The organism is Paenibacillus sp. (assembly GCF_035645195.1).
GTDB lineage: Bacteria > Bacillota > Bacilli > Paenibacillales > YIM-B00363 > Paenibacillus_AE.
Window position 1 is genome coordinate 252,070 of record NZ_DASQNA010000030.1, and the last position, 18,877, is coordinate 270,946.

The 18,877-nt window shown below is 59.7% G+C and carries 16 protein-coding genes; all 16 read left to right on the forward strand.

Features of this window, described 5'->3' with window-relative positions:
* Positions 1-67: 67 nt before the first annotated feature.
* The gene (locus VE009_RS16105) at positions 68-1,099 is read left to right on the forward strand and encodes a fatty acid desaturase (protein WP_325009349.1); all 1,032 of its coding nucleotides are present in this window, start codon (positions 68-70) and stop codon (positions 1,097-1,099) included.
* A 33-nt stretch (positions 1,100-1,132) separates the two neighbouring features.
* Positions 1,133-2,269, forward strand: a complete 1,137-nt coding sequence (locus VE009_RS16110; RefSeq protein ID WP_325009351.1) for a sensor histidine kinase — start codon at positions 1,133-1,135, stop codon at positions 2,267-2,269.
* Positions 2,266-2,862, forward strand: a complete 597-nt coding sequence (locus VE009_RS16115) for a response regulator transcription factor (protein ID WP_325009353.1) — start codon at positions 2,266-2,268, stop codon at positions 2,860-2,862. Before VE009_RS16110 ends, VE009_RS16115 begins: the two co-directional genes overlap by 4 nt.
* Positions 2,863-2,964: 102 nt before the next feature.
* Positions 2,965-4,011, forward strand: coding sequence for a Gfo/Idh/MocA family oxidoreductase (locus VE009_RS16120; RefSeq protein WP_325009355.1), 1,047 nt, complete (start codon positions 2,965-2,967; stop codon positions 4,009-4,011).
* A gap of 176 nt (positions 4,012-4,187) precedes the next feature.
* Positions 4,188-5,360, forward strand: a complete 1,173-nt coding sequence (locus VE009_RS16125; protein ID WP_325009552.1) for an iron-containing alcohol dehydrogenase — start codon at positions 4,188-4,190, stop codon at positions 5,358-5,360.
* On the forward strand, positions 5,357-6,838 hold the full coding sequence (locus VE009_RS16130) for an aldehyde dehydrogenase family protein (RefSeq protein ID WP_325009357.1): 1,482 nt from the start codon (positions 5,357-5,359) through the stop codon (positions 6,836-6,838). Before VE009_RS16125 ends, VE009_RS16130 begins: the two co-directional genes overlap by 4 nt.
* 35 nt (positions 6,839-6,873) lie before the next feature.
* Positions 6,874-7,353: an RpiB/LacA/LacB family sugar-phosphate isomerase gene (locus VE009_RS16135; protein ID WP_325009358.1), complete on the forward strand. Its 480-nt coding sequence runs from the start codon at positions 6,874-6,876 to the stop codon at positions 7,351-7,353.
* 180 nt (positions 7,354-7,533) lie between these two features.
* Positions 7,534-8,811: an ABC transporter substrate-binding protein gene (locus tag VE009_RS16140; RefSeq protein ID WP_325009360.1), complete on the forward strand. Its 1,278-nt coding sequence runs from the start codon at positions 7,534-7,536 to the stop codon at positions 8,809-8,811.
* Positions 8,801-10,630, forward strand: a complete 1,830-nt coding sequence (locus tag VE009_RS16145; RefSeq protein ID WP_325009362.1) for a sensor histidine kinase — start codon at positions 8,801-8,803, stop codon at positions 10,628-10,630. The genes VE009_RS16140 and VE009_RS16145 overlap by 11 nt, the downstream gene beginning before the upstream one ends.
* Positions 10,627-12,162: a response regulator transcription factor gene (locus VE009_RS16150; RefSeq protein WP_325009364.1), complete on the forward strand. Its 1,536-nt coding sequence runs from the start codon at positions 10,627-10,629 to the stop codon at positions 12,160-12,162. Before VE009_RS16145 ends, VE009_RS16150 begins: the two co-directional genes overlap by 4 nt.
* A gap of 175 nt (positions 12,163-12,337) precedes the next feature.
* Positions 12,338-13,426, forward strand: a complete 1,089-nt coding sequence (locus tag VE009_RS16155) for an ADP-ribosylglycohydrolase family protein (RefSeq protein WP_325009366.1) — start codon at positions 12,338-12,340, stop codon at positions 13,424-13,426.
* A 22-nt stretch (positions 13,427-13,448) separates the two neighbouring features.
* Complete coding sequence (locus tag VE009_RS16160; RefSeq protein WP_325009367.1) at positions 13,449-14,816, forward strand: ABC transporter substrate-binding protein; 1,368 nt, start codon at positions 13,449-13,451, stop codon at positions 14,814-14,816.
* 60 nt (positions 14,817-14,876) lie between these two features.
* Entirely contained in the window at positions 14,877-15,812 is a 936-nt protein-coding gene (locus tag VE009_RS16165; protein ID WP_325009369.1) for a sugar ABC transporter permease, read from the forward strand.
* 17 nt (positions 15,813-15,829) lie between these two features.
* Positions 15,830-16,660, forward strand: a complete 831-nt coding sequence (locus VE009_RS16170; protein ID WP_325009371.1) for a carbohydrate ABC transporter permease — start codon at positions 15,830-15,832, stop codon at positions 16,658-16,660.
* 52 nt (positions 16,661-16,712) lie between these two features.
* Positions 16,713-17,777 carry an ADP-ribosylglycohydrolase family protein gene (locus tag VE009_RS16175; RefSeq protein ID WP_325009373.1) on the forward strand — a complete coding sequence of 355 codons (1,065 nt, stop codon included), beginning with the start codon at positions 16,713-16,715 and terminating at the stop codon, positions 17,775-17,777.
* A 34-nt stretch (positions 17,778-17,811) separates the two neighbouring features.
* Positions 17,812-18,876, forward strand: coding sequence for an ADP-ribosylglycohydrolase family protein (locus VE009_RS16180; protein WP_325009374.1), 1,065 nt, complete (start codon positions 17,812-17,814; stop codon positions 18,874-18,876).
* Position 18,877 lies beyond the last annotated feature (1 nt).

Below are 18,877 nucleotides of genomic sequence, written 5' to 3' on the forward strand. Positions count from 1 at the left end.
AACTGCACGTGTGAAGGGCGCGACATGGGGCGCGTCCGTGCATTACGGAATAAAGGGGATGTTGGTCATGTCGCAAAACAAAGCGGCGCAGCTCAAGAAAGAAGTGGCACCTTACGAAAGAACCGATGTCCGGAAAAGCGTCATCCAACTCGTGAACACGATTGTGCCGTTGCTCGTCTTCTGGTACCTCGCGTATGCGAGTCTGGCCGTATCGTATTGGCTAACGCTCGCGTTCGCCTTCGTCGCGGCGGGATTCGTGATCAGGACGTTCATCATTTTTCACGATTGCTGCCACGGTTCGTTCTTTAAGAATCGTCTTGCGAACGATATCGTCGGTACGCTGACGGGCATCTTGACCGTCGTGCCCTACCGGCAATGGAAGCACTCGCATTCCGTTCACCACGCGACGAGCGGCAATTTGGATAAGCGCGGCGTCGGCGACATTTGGGTCATGACGGTGAAAGAATATATGGAGGCGTCGCCTTGGCGCCGGCTCCAATATCGGCTTTACCGCAACCCGCTCGTCATGTTCGGCATCGGCCCGACATTCACGTTCTTGATCGAGTATCGGTTCAACCGCCGCGGCGCGCGTTGGCCGGAGCGGCTCAATACGTACCTCACGAACGCGAGCATCGCCGCGCTGTATGCCGTTCTATGCTGGGCGATCGGATGGGAGGCGTTCCTGCTCGTGCAGGGGCCGATCTTCCTCGTGTCGGGTCTGATCGGCGTGTGGCTCTTCTACGTGCAGCATCAATTCGAAGACTCGTACTTCGAGCCGGAGCACGAATGGAGCTACGTGAAGGCGGCGGTCGAAGGAAGCTCTTACTATAAGCTGCCGAAGCCGTTACAATGGATTACAGGGAACATCGGGTTTCACCATGTGCATCATTTGGCGCCGAAGGTGCCGAACTATTTGCTCGAGGAAGCGCATCGCTCGACTCCGCCGCTGCAGCAAGCGACGACGATCGATTTGCGCGGCAGTCTCCAGTCGCTGAAATTCCGGCTGTGGGACGAAGATCAGAAAAAGTTCATCAGCTTCGGAGATCTTCGCCGCGAGCGTCGCGCACAGCGGAACCGCCCGAGCTTCCAAGGAGAGTAATCGGCTGTAACCAACGGAAGGGAGGATGGACGGATGACGAAATGGAGCCAGTTTTTCCATAAAAACACGGGGCTCAGCCCGTACGTATGGGTCGTCTTCTACATCCTGCCCTTCTATTTTATATTCAGATCGTCTTCGACGTACGAGATCGTCTCGGGCATCGGGATGATTTTGCTTTTTTTCGCCTGCTACGTGTTGTCGTATGTTTCGAAGAAAGGCTGGCTCGTATTTTTCTGGACGAGCGTGCAAATCGCGATCTCCATCGCGATGACGGTGCTGTTCGGATATGTGTATTTCGCGCTGTTTCTTGCGTTTTTTATCGGTCATATTCAAAATCGCGGAGTATTCATCACGCTGTATACGATCCATTTGATCAGCACGATCGTGACGGTGAACGTCGGTTTCGCGATGCAGGGGTCCGTCATGCTGTCGCAGCTGCCGTTCATTCTCGTCTGCTTGATCGGCGTCGTTCTGCTCCCGGTGAGCACGTATAACAAAAACCGGCAAGATAAGCTGCAGGGGCAGCTCGAGGACGCGAATAAGCGCATCTCCGAGCTGGTGAAGCTCGAGGAGCGGCAGCGCATCGCCCGCGACCTGCACGATACGCTCGGACAGAAGCTCAGCTTGATCGGGCTGAAAACCGACCTCGCGGGCAAGCTGCTCGCGATCGATCCGGCGCAAGCGAAGGTCGAGCTGGCCGACATTCGGCGGACGGCCCGCAGCGCGCTGAAGGAAGTGCGGGAGATGGTGACGCGCATGCGGGGGACGCGCCTCGAAGACGAAATGTTCCGGGTACGGCAAATGCTGAAAGCCGCCGGCATCGAGCTGCGCCTCGAGGGCGACCCGCAGCTCTCGGACACGACGCCGATGAGCGAGAACGTGCTCAGCATGTGCTTGAAGGAAGCCGTCACGAACGTCGTCCGGCACAGCCGGGCGACGGCGTGCACGATCCGCATCGACAAGGCGGACGCCGACCTCGTCCTGCGGGTGTCCGACGACGGCGTCGGTCTGCCGGCGAAGCCGGTGCGAGGCCACGGGCTGATTGGGATGCGCGAGCGGCTCGAATTCGTGAACGGGAGCATGGAGCTCTCTTCTTCGGACGGAGGCACGACGGTCGTCATCCGCGTGCCGAACGCCGCCAAACAACCGCAGGAGGTGACCTCTTCATGATTCGAATCGTCATCGCGGAAGATCAGCGCATGCTGCTCGGAGCGCTCTCGTCGCTGCTCGATCTCGAGCCGGACATGGAGGTCGTCGGCCGGGCGGACAACGGAGAAGAGGCCGTTCGGCTCGTGAAAGAGCTGCGCCCGGACGTATGCGTGATGGATATCGAGATGCCGGCGAAGAGCGGGCTCGAAGCGGCTGAGGAGCTGAAAGGCAGCGGCTGCAAAATTCTGATGCTGACGACGTTCGCGCGCTCCGGTTACTTTGAACGGGCGCTGAAGGCGGGCGTTCATGGCTATATGCTCAAGGACAGCCCGAGCGAGGAGCTCGCCGAATCGATTCGAAGCGTGATGGCGGGGCGGCGCATTTACGCGCCGGAGCTTGTGGACGACGCCGGGGAAGAAAATCCGCTCACGGAGCGGGAAACCGAAGTGCTCGAGCTGATGGCCGACGGCAAGAACACGAAGGAGATCGCCAGCCAGCTATATTTGACGACCGGGACGGTCCGCAACTACATCTCGGTCATCCTCGATAAGCTCGGCGTCGGCAACCGGATCGAAGCGATCATGCGGTTTAAGGAGAAGGGCTGGTTTAAGTAAGCGGCATGTTCCCCACATGCCGACAGTCAGAATCGTTATACGTTCGTTCAATTCTGCCCTGCTATACTTTCCTTATCTTCGCGGAAAGGCGGACGGAAGCCAATGAACGAATTGCGGATCGGGGTCATCGGGCTCGGGGGCATAGCCCGCAGCCATATTCGGGGGATTCTGGAAGGGCGGTATATGCGGCTAGCCGCCGTTTGCGACGCGGTTGCCGGCAACCGGGAAGAAGTGGGAGCGCAGTACGGCATCCCCACGTCCCTGCGGTTCGAAGATTACCGGCAGCTGATCGCATGCCCGGAGGTCGATGCGGTCGTCATCGCGCTGCCGAACCACTTGCATTACGAAGCGGCGAAAACCGCCATCCTTCATCGGAAACCGTTCTTACTGGAAAAACCGGTCGCTTTGAACGCGGGACAAGCGAAAGAGCTGCTGGAGCTTCAGCGGGCGCGCCAAGTCCCGAATATGGTCGCTTTTTCGTACCGGTATAAATCGGCGGTGCGCTACGCGAAGCATTTGATCGCCGAAGGCCGGCTCGGGAACATCCGCCATGTGTACGGCCGATATCTTCAAAGCTGGGGCCTCAAGGATTACCCGCTCGTTTGGCGTCTATCTAAGGCGCAATCGGGGAGCGGCGCGTTAGGCGACTTAGGCTCCCACCTGCTGGACTTGACCCGGTATTTGGTCGGAGACATCACGGAAGTCGCCGCGGCCGCCGGCACGATCCGCAAGCGGCGCAAGCGGCTCGACGGCGACGAATGGGGCGAAGTCGACGTGGACGACTACTGTCACCTCCTCGCGGCGATCGACGGGGAGATTTCCGGCTCGTTCGAAATCAGCCGCTTCGCCCACGGGCGCGGGAATTACCAACGCTTCGAAATTTACGGCGAGGAAGGCGCGCTCATCTACGAATTGGAAGCGGAGGATACGCTGTCCGTTTGCTTAGGCCCCGTTTACGGAGAGGCGAGGACGTTCCAGCGCATTCCGATCCCCGACGCGTTCAAGGCGCACCAGATGCGGAGCTTCCGCGATATTGCGCTCGGCGCGTCCGACCCAGATTCGGCCACGCTGGAGGACGGGTACATCAATCAATTGTGGCTCGACAACATCCAGCGATCGTTCGAAGAACGAACATGGGTGAGAGGATGAGGCTGCTTCAGCCCCCGACGGTTCGCGTCGGGGGCTTTTCGCGCGCGTCGCGTGATTTATCAAATTTTTCATATCCAGCCGGTCATGATTCTTATATGGGGCCGTTCGCCGGGCGAACTATACTCTTCTTAGTCGAAAGGGCTTTCATGTTACGGAAGGGGGAGGACGAGGTGGAGATGAACCGCGCGTTCCGCTATGAGCTGCCGACGGCCATCGTGTTCGGCAACGGCGCCGCGGGCGGCCTGGCGGATCATGTCAGGCAGCTGCGAGGCTCCAAAGTGCTGCTCGTGTCGGATCCGGGCGTGCTGAAGGCCGGCCTCGCCGAGCGGCTGACCGCCGTATTGGAGAGCGCATCGATCCCTTACATCGTGTATTCGGACATCGAACCGGAGCCGGACATCGAAGGCGTCATGCGCGGCCGCGACGCCGCGCGGGAGAACGGCTGCGACTGCGTTGTCGGCGTCGGCGGCGGCAGCGCGCTAGATACGGCGAAGGCGATCGGGCTGATGCTGAACAACGAGGGACATATTCGCGATTACGTCGGCATCGGGAAGGTGCCGCGGAAGGGCGCTCCGGTCATCGCGATGCCGACGACCGCGGGCACCGGCAGCGAGCTGACGATCTGGTCGGTGCTGTCGGATAAGCGCCATCGCGTCAAATTGAGCGTCGGCAGCCCCTACAATTGTCCGGACATGGCGTTATGCGATCCGGAGTTGACGCTGACGCTGCCCGGCCCGGTGACCGCCGCCACGGGGATGGACGCGTTGACGCATGCCTTGGAGTCCTATGTCAATAAAGCGACGCAGCCCATTTCGGAAGGGATGTCGCTGCAGGCGATGAAGCTTGTCGCGAGAAGCTTGCGGACGGCGGTGCTGCAGGGGGATCGGCTGCAGGCGAGATACGACATGCTGATGGCGAGCCTGCTGGCCGCGATGGCGTTCCATGCGACGCGCCTAGGCCTCGCGCATGCGCTGGCGATCCCCCTCGGGGCGAGGTTCGGTATTCCGCACGGCGTCGTCAACGCGATTTTGCTGCCGGAGGTCATGCAGTTCAATCTTCCGGGCAGCCTCGAGAAGTTCGCGGAAATCGCCCGATTGTTCGGCATGCCGACGGAGGGGCGGTCGCCGCGGGAGGCGGCGGCGCAAGCCGTGATCGCCGTCCGGCAGCTGAAAGAAGATATCGGCATCCGCCAGACGCTGTCGGACTTCGGCGTGACGGAGGCGGATTTGGACGGGATCGCGGCGGAAGCGCTGCTGTCGGGCAACATCCCGGTCAATCCGGTGCAGCCGTCGGCCGACGACTTGAAGGCGATTTGCCGGAGCGCCATGCGAAGGGAGAGGGAGGCATGAGCGGCCGCGCCATGCAGGAGTGGATCGAGTCGCAGGCGGGGAAAACGTATGCCAATTTCATCGGCGGGGAATGGAAGGGAAGCCGCGGCGGAGGGACATACCCGCTATTCGAAGCGGCCCGCCCGTCGCGAAAGCTCGGCGAATTCCCCGATTCGGACATCGCGGACGTGGACGAGGCCGTAAAGGCGGCGCATGAAGCGTTCCTCCGCTGGCGGACGGCGCCGGCTTCCGCGCGCGCCGCGGCGCTGTACCGGTTCGCCGAGCTGATCGAGCGGGACCGCACCGAGCTGTCGTACATCGTCTCGGCGGAACAGGGCAAGACGCTGGCCGAGTCGCTCGGGGAGACGCGAAGGGCCGCGAACGAAGCGCGGTTTGCCGCCGGGGAAGCGTACCGCATAGACGGCCAGACGCTGCCGGGCGAGACCGAATCGACCCGCGTCGAGGTGCGGCGATCCCCGATCGGCGTCGTCGCGGCGATCGCGCCGTGGAATTTCCCGGTCGTAACGCCCGTGCGCAAAATCGCCCCGGCGCTCGCCTACGGGTGCACGGTCGTCTACAAACCGGCGTCGGCGACGCCTTGGAGCGCGGTCAAGCTGATGGAGCTGCTCGCCGAAGCGGGCGTTCCTCCCGGCGTCGTCAACCTGGTGAACGGGACGGGCGGCAAGGTCGGCGACCCGCTCGCGGCGCATCCGCTCGTGAAGGGCATCAGCTTCACGGGCTCGACCGCGCTGGGCCTTCGCATCAACGCCGCTGCGGCGGCCCGCCTCGCGAAGACGCAGCTGGAGCTGGGCGGCAAGAACGCGGCGCTCGTGCTCGATTACGGCGATTTGGACGACGCCGCCGCGCAAATCGTCGGCGCCGCGTTCGCCTGCTCCGGGCAGCGCTGCACCTCCATCAGCCGCGTCATCGTGCTGAAGCGTCAAGCTTCCGCGCTCATCGCCCGCTTGGCGGACCGAATCGCCGGCATCCGCTTAGGACCGCCCGGGCGGGACGACGCGTCGATGGGTCCGCTCATCGACCGGAGGCAGTACTTGTCCGTCCTCGAATATATCGAAAGCGGGAAAGCCGAGGGGGCGAGATTGGTGTGCGGCGGCACGGGAGCGGAGACGGAGGAGGGCTGTTACGTAGCGCCGACGCTGTTCGCGAACGTGACGAAGGAGATGCGCATCGCCCGTGAGGAGGTGTTCGGCCCCGTGCTGTGCGTGATGGAGGCGGACGGCGAGGAGGAGGCGGCAGAGCTTGCGAACGGGACGATGTACGGGCTCGCCGCTTCCGTGTTTACGGACCGGCTGGACAGCGCGGAGCGGATGAAGGAGGCGCTGGACGCGGGCATGATCCACATCAACCACGGCACGGCCAGTCAAATCCATGTGCCGTTCGGAGGGGTGAAGAGCTCCGGATTCGGCGCGTATTCCATCGGCCATTCGAATCAAGAGTTTTACACGAACGCGAAAGCCGTTTACGTCAAAACCCGATAACCCGTTAACCCGACCTTCCTAGGAGGCTGATGACCATGAACATTGCGATCGGAAGCGATCATTGCGGATACGAATTGAAATTGAAGCTGCTGCCGCTGCTGGAGGCGATGGGGCACGCCGTCACCGATTTCGGCAGCCATTCCGCCGACCCCGTCGACTTCCCGGACATCGCCCGAAGTGTGTGCGACGCCGTTCGCGGGAACGCGTTCGAGCGGGGGATTATGGTTTGCGGCACGGGCGTCGGAGCGGCCATCGCGGGGAACAAAATTCCGGGCATTCGCGCCTCGGTATGCCACGACATCCATTCCGCCCACCAATGCGTCGAACACGACGACGTCAACGTCATGTGCATCGGCGCCCAAATCGTCGGCCCGTGGCTGGCCGAAGATTTGGTTAAAGCGTTCCTCGCCGCCGAGTTCAGCACGGAGGAGCACTTCCGGAGAAGAGTCGGCAAGCTGCGGGATCTGGAAATCGCGTCGGCGAAGGAGCTTGCGCCTGGAAGCTCGACCCCTTGATCTCTGCGAAAGCCGCCGCTCTGCGCAATAGCGGCGGCTTTCCGCGCAACGAAAGCACGGAGTCGGACCGGGCGCGGCATGCTTGTTTTTGGAAGACAAGCACCGTATACTTACTCTAAACCAAAATGTAAGCGCTTATCGCAACCGACTCTGTAATTTCATATGCAAGGGGAGATTCCGGTGAAGCAAGGCTTATTGAACGTATTCCTTTCCTTCGGCGTACTCGTTCTCGGCAGCTTGGCAGGATGTTCCCAACCCGCGAACGTTACGCTTGGGTCCGGTTCTTCGAGAGACGATCCGGCGGCGCCCCCAGAAGTCGTTCGGCTCGAGTTTCTGCAGCAAAAGCGGGAACAGGTCGAAGCGTTCAACGCCCTCATCGCGAAGTTCCAAGCGGAGTATCCGCATATCGTCGTCGAGCAGGTCAGCGTCCCCGACGGGCAGCAGGTGCTGCAGACGAAAATCGCGAACGACAACCCCCCGGATCTGTTTACGCATTTCCCTACCAACGCCAACTTCAAGCTGCTTGCGCAGCGCGGATACGTGATGGAGTTAACGGACGATCCGATGCTCGAGCACGTATCGGACGATATCCTAAGCGACTACGCCATCGAGGGGAAACAATATTTGCTGCCCTTGACGTTGAATACGACCGGCGTTTTTTATAACAAAGCCATCTTCGAAACTCACCGCTTGGCGATCCCCCGAACGTACGAAGATTTTATGGACATCTGTCAAACGCTGCAAGAGGCGAACGTCGTGCCGCTGCTGTTTTCCGATCACGACGAGAACACGATCGGCCATCAGGCCAAAATTTTTTTCATCAACCATTCGTCCAATCGAGACGACATGTTCGTCGACGCCATGAACGGCGTCCGGCGGCTCTCGGAACATCCGGACATGCGCGAGATCGCGGAAAAGCTGCTCCAAATTCGCGCCTACGGTCAGCCGCACCGGCTGCAAACCTCGTACGAGGCGGCGCTGCGCGGCTTCGCGGAAGGCGAAGGGGCTATGTACATCACCGGCAATTGGGCGATCCCGCTCATTCGGAAAGAAAACCCCAGCCTGCGATTCGGGATGTTCCCTCTTCCCGCCGAGCGGGCGGAAGATACGCGCGTCATCGCAGGCATCGACTCCGCGATCGCGATCGCAAGCGGCAGCCGGCATCCGGAGGAAGCGTTAACGTTCCTTCGATTTATGGCCAGGGTGGAAAACGCGCAGCTGTTTTCGGACTTGGACGCGGGGGCTCCGTCTGCCTTCACGAACGTGAGAAGCGGGGAATCCGAGGAAATCGAGCTGATGATGGATATGATCCGCGCGGGGAAGAACATCTCCTGGCCGAACGCCAGATGGAAGTCGGGCATGATGGAGGACGAACGGATTGCGCTGCAAAACTTGGTGGCGACGAAAGACGTCGACCGATTCCTCCGGGAGATCGATGAAATCTTTTATGAAAAATAACGTCCCTACGCTCGCTAAGCCCGGACGCTCCAGCTTCCGCAGGCAGTTTCTGGTCAGTTACGTCATGGTGCTGCTCATTCCCTTCGTCTCCACCCTCGCGGTTTTCGGTTTTCAATCGATGGAGGAGACCAAATCTTCTTACTCCGATTTTATGAGACAGTTGACGAGCCAAACGAATACCGGCCTCGATAACTTTTTTATCAACGCCAACCGGATTACCTTGATGCACATCATCGACGACGAGGTAGCCGACATTTTAGCCAAACCCGATCCGCAGCCCGACGCCGAATATGTGGGGGATTTACGGAAAGTGAAAATTTCCATCGATCATGCCGTTCGGTTGAATCCCGATATTTCCGGCGTCACGTTCGTGGGTAAAAACGGCAACGTCTACAGCAATACGGACGTGGACGAGACATATATGAGGCAGGTTTCCCCATGGTACACGCTCGCGGAACAGTCGGCCGGCGGAGCATTCATTACGCCGGTCTACGACGGCACCTTCTTCCAAAACCGGACGAAGCTCATTTCGATCGTGCGCGTGCTGACGGGGTGGAATACCGAAAAAATCGGCTACGTTAACGTCGACATCCACTTCCAGTCGATTCTTGCAATGATCGGCGAGAAGGATCAGAAGCATTCCGACGTCGAGACGCTGCTGATCGATAAGGAGTCTATTATTTACGATTCTTACCGGGGATTCAATGAGTTGAGCGCCTATCATTACGCAGAAATCGTCGGCACGATTCGAGAGAACCTGAATGCCGGCCGGGACAACGTATTCGAGTACAAAACCGGAGACAACGGATACCTCGTCGCCGCGGCCTTCAACGAAACGACCGGTTGGCTTATCGTCAAATACATGCCCTTGGATGTAATCGTCGACAAGTTCAAAAGCAAAATCAGCTACTTCGTCTCGATCCTGCTCGCGTCGCTGGCGCTGGCGGCGATTTGCGCTTACGGCTTCTCGCTCCGCATCAGCAAGCCCATTACGCGTCTCGTGCGGACGATGAAGATGGCGAAGACGGGCAAATTTACTCCGATCATGGACTTTGCGGACCGCAATGATGAAGTCGGCGAGCTGTTCAACAGCTATAACGCCATGATCAAACGAATCAACGAGGGCATCCAAAAAGAGTACTTGGCCGACATCAACCAGAAGAAAATCGAATTCAAAATGCTGCAGGCCCAAATCAACCCGCATTTCCTGTACAACACATTAAACGTCATCAGTTCGATCGCGGAGCTGAACAATGTCAACGAAATTCAAGACATTACGCATCATCTGGCCAAAATGTTCCGGTACAGCATCACGCCGAGGGACAGCGTGCGGCTCAGCGAGGAGCTTGAACAAGTGAGGCATTACGTCAGCATTCAGCAGGTCCGTTTCCTCGGGAAAATCCAAGTCGTGTACGACATCGAAGAATCGCTGCTGCAGGCGACGGTGATGAAATTTTTGCTCCAGCCGTTCATCGAGAACGCGGTGTACCACGGCATCGAACCGAAAGGCGGCAAAGGGACGCTGCGCCTCACGACTCGAATCGAAGATTCGCTCTTGCTCTTTATCGTAGAGGACGACGGCGTCGGCATGCCGGAGGAGCGGCTGCGCGCGCTGAACGATTCGCTGTCGGCGCCGTCCGCGCCGTCGGCGGGTCGAGGGCACGAAAGCCTCGGCGTGAAAAACGTTCATCAACGCATTAAGGACTATTACGGAGACGACTACGGGATCCAGCTCCGAAGCAGCCCCGGACAGGGAACGTCCGTATATATCCGGATTCCGCTTCCCCGGAGCGAATTAACCATGGAGGTGGCGCCATGAAGGTGTTAATCGCCGACGATGAATATTACACCCGCTTGGGGCTCGCGAAACGCATTCGAGAATGGGACGGCCAAGCGGACATTCGCGAGGCGGAGACGGGGGCGGACGCCTTGAGGCTCATCGAGCGCGACCCGCCCGACATTTTGCTGGCGGATATCCGCATGCCCGAGATGGACGGCCTAACGTTAGTGGAACGGGTTCGCTTGCAGTATCCGGCCGTCACGTCGGTCATGATCAGCGGGTTCGCCGAATTCGCTTACGCCAAACAAGCGTTGGCCTTCGGCGTGAAAGACTATTTGCTTAAGCCGATCGATCGCGGCGAATTCATGTCGCTGCTCGAGCGGTTGTACGAGGAGATCGGCCGACGCAAACGGTCGAACTCGGCGGCGCTGCTGAACCGGTTGTTGTATTCGGCGGCGGAGGATGCGAACGCGAACGCGGGCGCGGGCGATCCCGCATCGCTGCTGCCCGAGGGCCGCCCGTTCGCCGTCATGGCCGTCCAATGCGCGGGAGCGGCGACGGCGGAGGATATCGACGGCTTCCTCGGGGCGCTGCGGGAGGCGAAGCTTCCGGTCGCAGTCGACGGGTATGCCAGCCGGCTGCACGATAACGAGCGGATTGTCCTGCTGTATGCCGCAGACCCGGCGACGGATCTCGAGCTGTTCAACATGCACATGGAGCTGTGCCTGGCGCAGCTGCGAGCCCTGTTTCGAACGATGCCGGAGTCGTTCTCCGCGGGAGTCAGCAGAACGAGGATCGGCGGGAGCATCAAGGAAGCGTACGGGGAAGCGAAGCTTGCGTTGAATTGCCGGTTGCTCAGCGGTTTAAACCGAACGAACTCTTACGAAAAAGAGGCGCAGCGCGGCCGCTACAACATCGAGGGGGCCGAGGAAATCGCAGGCGCGCTCTTCCATAAGCTGACCGCCCTTCGGTGCGAGGAGGCCAAGCAGATCGTAGCGAACGTATTCGAACGGCTGAAGCGGGACAAGGAGCGGCTGACGGTGCAAAGTTTGCAGGACACGTACTGCCGATTCGTCCTGATCCTGAATTCTTCCATTGAATATCTCCGGGGGAAGCACCCCGAGTGCGTCTGCGAATATTTCGAACAGTGCGATATATCCGGCTTTACGTCGTTCGACGAGCTGCCGCTCTCGCTTCACCGAAGCATCGACGCGATCCGCGAACGGTTTCCCCCCGATCCTGCGAACGAAAGCGTAGTGGAGGAAATCAAGCGATTCATCGCCGGCCATTACTACGAGGACATCCTGCTGGACGACATCGCGAGGAAACAATATTACGTCGATCCGTCTTACCTGAGCAGGCTGTTCAAGCACGAAACCGGCGTCAAATTTTCCGAATATTTGTTGTCCGTGCGCATGCAGCGGGCGAAAGAGCTGTTGGAAACGTGCCCGCAGCTGTCGATATCGGACGTCGCCAACGCGGTCGGTTACAACGATTCTTCGTATTTCGTCCAGTTGTTCAAAAAGTACTACGGCCAAACGCCGGGGAAGTTCAGGCAAGCCCAAATGTAACGCAGCAAACCGGGATCGCGGCAGCATCGTCTGCCGCCGGTCCCGGTTTTTTCGTGCGGTCAGCGATCACGATATTCACATTTCCCATCTCAGAATGTTTATACCGAGCCAACGGAGGCGAGGTGTAAGCTATACATGTAAACGTTACCAAACATCCGAGGAAGAAGGTGAATGCTTGGATCGAGCGACCTTGCAAGACAAATTTTACGGCTGCATCGCAGGGGTGCATATCGGTTCGTCCATGGGCGCCATCGTCGAAGGGTACAACGGTTGGGACTATAACCGGATCGAGCGGGAATTCGGCACGTTGGACGATCTGTACTGTTACGAGCATTACGAAAACGGGTGGATCCGTGAGCCGGGCACGACGGAGGACGGCGTAGAGAGACAGAAGCTGATGATCACGGCCGTCATCGAAAAGCAGGACCGGGTGACCGCGGAGGACGTGCGCCGCATTTGGCTTCGCGACATTCGCCCGGAGGCCGCCGGCATGATTTCGGAGAAATTCGAAGCGGCGCTGCTCGCCATGGCAAGGAGCGGCATACCGGCGCGGGATCTCGGAAAATATTGCGACTACGCTGGACTGAACAGCTTCTCCCGGTCGTGCCACCCGATCGGCCTCATCAACGCCGGGGACGAGGCGGGCGCCGTCGAGGACGTCCTCGAGGTCGGGCAGCTGTACCAAACCTCGAACAGCCGAGGGCTCAAGTGGGCCTGCGTCACGGCGGCGGCCATCGCCGCGGCGACCCGTCCGAACGCGACGGCGGACAGCGTGATCGGAGCGATCTACGACTATTGCGACCCGGACGAGGTCGTGCGCGAGCTGGACCGCGGACTGCGGATCGCGAGCGGCTGCAGCGACTTCCGCGAGCTTCGCGCCGCCTTCGACGGCGTGTACAACGGCTGCGGCGTTCCTTACTACATGAGCTACGCGAACGAGGTCGTCACCAAAGGGGTTTGCATTTTCCGAATGACCGGCGGCGTCCTGTACGACGCGATGATCGCGGGCGCGAACATGGGGCGGGACACCGACTGCACCGCCGCCGTGGCGGCGGGCATCGCCGGCGCGTTGTCCGGGATCGCGTCCATGCCGGAGAAGCTGATCCAACAGGTCGACCGCGCGACGGATCTCATCGCCTTCACCAATTCGAAACGAACGATGAAGGAGTCCGCCGACGGGCTGTACGGGGCTTTCCAAGCAAGGCTGCGGCGAATGAAGGAGCATGCAACGCTCATGGGCGAGTTCTCCGGCGCCGCCAACTAAACCGTTACGGGAGGGAACGCAAATGAAATCCACGAAGCTGAAAACTTTCGCGCTCGTGCTGCTCGCCTTCGGTCTCGCGCTCGGCGCATGCTCCGGAGGCGGCTCCGAGCCGACCTCGCAGCCGACCGCCGAGAAGCCGGACGCTGCGGCGAACCAGAAGGATGCCCCAGCGCAAGAAGCGGCGAAAGAGCCGGTCGAAATTACGTTCTGGCACAACTGGGAAACGGGGCCGTCCGGCGAATCGATCAAGCAATCCGTCGCCCGCTTCAACGAGCTGCATCCGCATATCAAGGTGAACGCCGTATACGCGGCGCCGGACGGCAGCAACGATTCCGTAACGAGCAAGCTGATGACGGCCGTCGCCGCGGGCAACCCGCCGGACGTGTTCCTGGCGAGCCGGAACGGGGTCGCGGAATCGATGGCGATCGAGACCGATTTGACGGAGCTGGCCGCGAGGGACGGCATTACGGCCGATCTGTTTTACCCTTGGGCTTGGGCAGAGTCGACGTACGAAGGCAAGCTGCTTGGACTCCCGTACGACGGTACCGCCCGCGCGCTTTGGTATAACAAGGACCACTTCATCGAAGCCGGCCTCGACCCGGAGAAGCCGCCCCGCACGATCAAAGAGCTGGAAGAGTACGCGGCGAAGCTCACGAAGAAGGAAGGCAACCGGTACACGCGCTTCGGATTGATTCCTTGGTGGGGCCAAGGCTGGCTTTACAGCTGGGGCTGGGCGTTCGGCGGCGAATTCATCGACGAGAGCACCGGCAAGGTGACCGCCAACAATCCGAAAATCGTCGAGGCGCTGGATTGGATGGCGAATTTCGGGAAGACGTACGGGATCGAAGACGTCAACAGCTTCGTCAACTCGGCGGGCTCCAACGCGACGGATCCGTTCCTCAGCGGCCAGCTGTCAATGATGATCAACGGCAACTGGATGATCCAACAGGCGGCGCAGTACAACCCGGATCTGAACTACGGATTGGCCTACATCCCGTCGCCGGACGGCAACACCTTAAGCACCTTCGTGGGGGGCCGCGTGCTGCTCATCCCGAAGGGCGCCAAACACCAAGAAGAGGCGTGGGAATTCATCAAATGGATGTGCGCGACGGAGGAAGGCCAAAGCTTCAAGAAAATTACGGGCGAATTCGCAGCGATGCCGAGCGTGAACGACAAGCTGTACGGCGACGATCCGCTGCAGAAGGTGTTCCTCGAGCTGCTGCCGCACGGAAACTATCGCCCCGTAACGCTGGCGGGCAACCTGATGTGGGATGAACTCGCGAAAGCCCCGGACCTCGTCATGCACGGACAGTATACGGCGCAGCAAATTTTGGATCAAATTACGGACAAAGTGAACAAAGAGATCGAAACGAAAAAAGCCCAGCAATAACGTTCGGGAGGGGGAATGCGGCCTCGCCTTCCCCCGAAACCGCCGAAAGGAGGAGTCCGCATGCAGGTATTCCGGCAGCTGCGCAGAACGTCGAACCTGGCCAAAGCGCCGCCCGGCCGCGCTTTCAAATATAGAAACCGCGCCGGCTATTACTTCGTCCTGCCTTGGGCGCTCGGACTGCTCGCCTTCTACGCGTATCCGCTTCTAAGCTCCATCTATTACAGCTTCACGAATTACAGCGTAGTAGGGAGCGTTCGATGGATCGGCGCGGAAAATTACGCGACCTTGTTCCGGGACGACGTGTTCTGGATCGCGATTCGGAATACGCTCGCATTTACCGCCATGACGGTGCCCTTAAGCGTCGTCGTCGGCATCTCCGTCGCGCTGCTGCTCAACAACGACGTGTTCGGCCAAGGCGTCTTTCGGACGATCTTTTTCCTGCCGGTGCTTGTGCCGGTCGTCGCCATCTCGATCATTTGGCAGTGGCTGCTCAACCCGCAATTCGGTCTCGTGAATTATTTGCTCGAATTCGTCGGCATCTCGGGACCGGGCTGGCTCGGCGATCCGGATTGGGCGAAGCCGTCGCTGGTGCTGATGTCGCTGTGGACGATCGGCAACGCGATGCTGATTTACTTGGCGGGGCTGCAGGATATTTCGAAGGAATATTACGAAGCCGCCGAGGTGGACGGGGCGAATTGGTTTTGGAAGATTTGGCATGTGACGCTGCCGCTGCTGACGCCCGTCATCTTTTTCAATACGGTCATGGGTATCATCCATACGCTGCAGGAATTTACGCTGCCTTACACCCTTACCTTCGGCAGCGGCAGCCCGGCCAACTCGCTGCTGTTTTACAACATGTATTTGTACGACAACGCTTTTAAGTATTTGAAAATGGGATACGCCAGCGCGATGGCTTGGATTTTATTCATCGTCATCATGGGTATCACGCTGTTGATGTTTAAGTTCTCCAACAAATGGGTTCATTACGAGGAATGACGGGGAGGTGCATATCGTTGAGACGACGCGGGTTCGCGGCTGCGGCCGCGCTGTACGCTCTGCTGCTGGTCCTAGGCTTCGTATTTTTGCTTCCGTTCCTCTGGATGGTGTCGACGTCGCTGAAACCGACGACTCAACTGTTCGTGTTCCCTCCGCCGTGGATTCCGGATCCCGTGCGGTGGAGGAACTATTACGAAGCGGTGACCTTCGTCGACTTCTTCACCTATTTCCGGAACACACTCGTCATCGCGACGGTGTCCACGATCGGCACCGTGATCGCTTCGCCGCTTGCGGCTTATAGCTTCGCCAGGCTCCAGTGGCGGGGGCGGGATACGATGTTTTTCGTCACCTTGGCCATCATGATGATTCCGTCGCAGGTCACGATGGTGCCGCTGTTCATCGTGTTTTCGAAGCTGCATTTGACGAATACGATTTGGCCGCTCGTGCTGCCGTCCTTCGTCGGGGTCCCGTTCTTTATTTTCCTGATGCGGCAGTTTTTCAAGCAGCTTCCGTCCAGCCTGGAGGACGCAGCTCGCATCGACGGCTGCTCCGAGTTCAAGGTGTACGCCAAGATTATGTACCCGCTCTGTCAGCCCGGCTTGCTGACGATCGCTCTCTTCCAGTTCATGTGGGCGTGGAACGATTTTATCGGGCCGCTGATTTACCTCAGCGACGAGAAGAAGTACACGCTGCAGATCGGGCTGCAAATGTTTCGGCAAACCAATGATACGGCGTGGTCACAGCTGATGGCGGCATCCGTCATCATCGCCCTGCCGATCATTTTGCTCTATTTCTTTATTCAAAAGGCGTTCGTCAAAGGCATCACGTTCGGCGGCGTCAAAGGGTAGCGGCAAGCGTTTGCGCGGAAGTCCAAATTTGATCAAAAGGATGTGTTCGAACATGAGTAAACCGGCAGAGCTGCAGGACAAATTTTACGGCTGCATCGCCGGCGTCCACGTCGGTTCCGCGATGGGCGCGCAGGTGGAAGGCTGGAGCTGGCAAAAAATCGAGGAGACGTACGGCACGCTCGACAAGCTGGTATCTTACCAGCATTACAATAACGGCTGGGACCGCGAGCCGGGCACGACGGAGGACGGCGTCGAGCGGCAGAAGCTGATGATTACCGCCATTATGGAAAAGCAGGATCGGGTCAATGCGGAGGACGTGCGCGCGGCGTGGGTCAAATATATTAAGCCCGAGTCCGCGGGCATGATTTCGGAGCCGTTCGAGGCGGTGCTGCTGGCGATGGCGAAGAGCGGCATCCCCGCCCGCGAACTGGGCCGGTACTGCGATTACGCGGGGCTCAACAGCTTCTCCCGTTCGTGCCATCCGATCGGGTTGATCAACGCCGGGGACGTGACCGGCGCAATCAACGACGTGTTCGAGGTCGGGCAGCTGTACCAAACATCGAACAGCCGCGGCCTCCAGTGGGCGGCCGTTACGGGAGCGGCGATCGCCGAGGCGACGAAGCCGAACGCGACGGTCGACAGCGTCATCGGCGTTATTTACGACCACTGTCATCCCGACATGGTCGTGAAAGAAATCGACCGCGAGCTGAAGCGGACGGCGCACTGCACGGATTTCCGCGAGCTGCGGAGCGCGTTCGATCCGGTATACAACGTTAAGGGCATCAAGTATTCGATGAGCTATGCGAACGAAGTCGTCACGAAGGCGATCTGCCTGTTCAAGATGACCGAGGGCAATCTGCATGACACGTTGATCGCGGCCGTGAACATGGGGCGGGATACCGATTGCGTCGCCGCCGTATCCGCCGGTATCGCGGGAGCGCTGAGCGGCTCCGCCACGATGCCCGAAGCGTACATCAAGCAGGTCGACTACGCGACGAGCCTGCATAAGGTCAGCAATTCGCAGCGGACGATTCGCGAGCATGCCGACGGACTGTTCCAAGCGTACATGGCGAGAATGCACCGGATGAAAGCTTTCGCGGAGCAAATGGCGTATTAATTCATTTTACGATACGGAAGGGGAGAACGGATCCATGAGCCAACCCGTTACTTTGCGAGATAAATTTTACGGCTGCCTGATCGGCGTGCACGTCGGCTCCGCGATGGGAGCCCCCGTGGAAGGGTGGAGCTGGCGAAAGATCGAAGACACGTACGGCACCCTCGACAAGTTAGTCTCCTACGAGCACTACAACAATGGCTGGCAGCGGGAGCCGGGGACGACGGAGGACGGCGTCGAACGGCAAAAGCTGATGATCACGGCGATCATCGAAAAGCAGGATCGCGTCAACGCCGAAGACGTCCGCAAAGCTTGGGTCAAGTATATTAAGCCGGAATCGGCCGGCATGATTTCGGAGCCGTTCGAGGCAGTGCTGCTCGCGATGGCGAAGAGCGGCATCCCCGCGCGCGACCTGGGGAAGTACTGCGATTACGCGGGGCTCAACAGCTTCTCCCGCTCCTGCCATCCGATCGGGCTCATTAACGCCGGCGACGTGCGCGGGGCGATCGAAGACGTCCTGGAGGTCGGGCAGCTGTACCAGACGTCGAACAGCCGCGGCCTTCGGTGGGCGTCGGTCACAGCCGCGGCGATCGCCGAGGCGACGAAGCCGGACGCGACGGTCGACCAGGTGATCGGGGCCATCTACGATCATTGCCACGAGGAGGTCGTGTCGGAGATCGACCGCGAATTGAAGCGTACCGCGGGGATCCAAGATTTCCGCGAGCTGCGGTCCCATTTCGACAACGTGTATTCCGGCTGCGGCGTTCCTTATTGCATGAGCTACGCCAACGAGGTCGTCACGAAAGCGATCTGCCTGTTCCGGATGACGAACGGGAAGCTGAAGGAGACGATGATTTCGGCCGTCAACATGGGGCGGGATACGGATTGCGTCACCGCCGTGTCCGCCGGTATCGCGGGGGCGCTCAGCGGCTCGGCCGGCTTCCCGGAGGAGTACGTGCGGCAGGTCGATTACGCGACGAGCCTGCATACGGTCAGCAACTCCCAGCGCACGATTCGCGAGCATGCGGACGGCGTTTACCAAGCATACGTCTCGAGGCTGCGGCGGATGAGCAAGTTCGCCTCGGCGATGGCGGGCCTGTAAA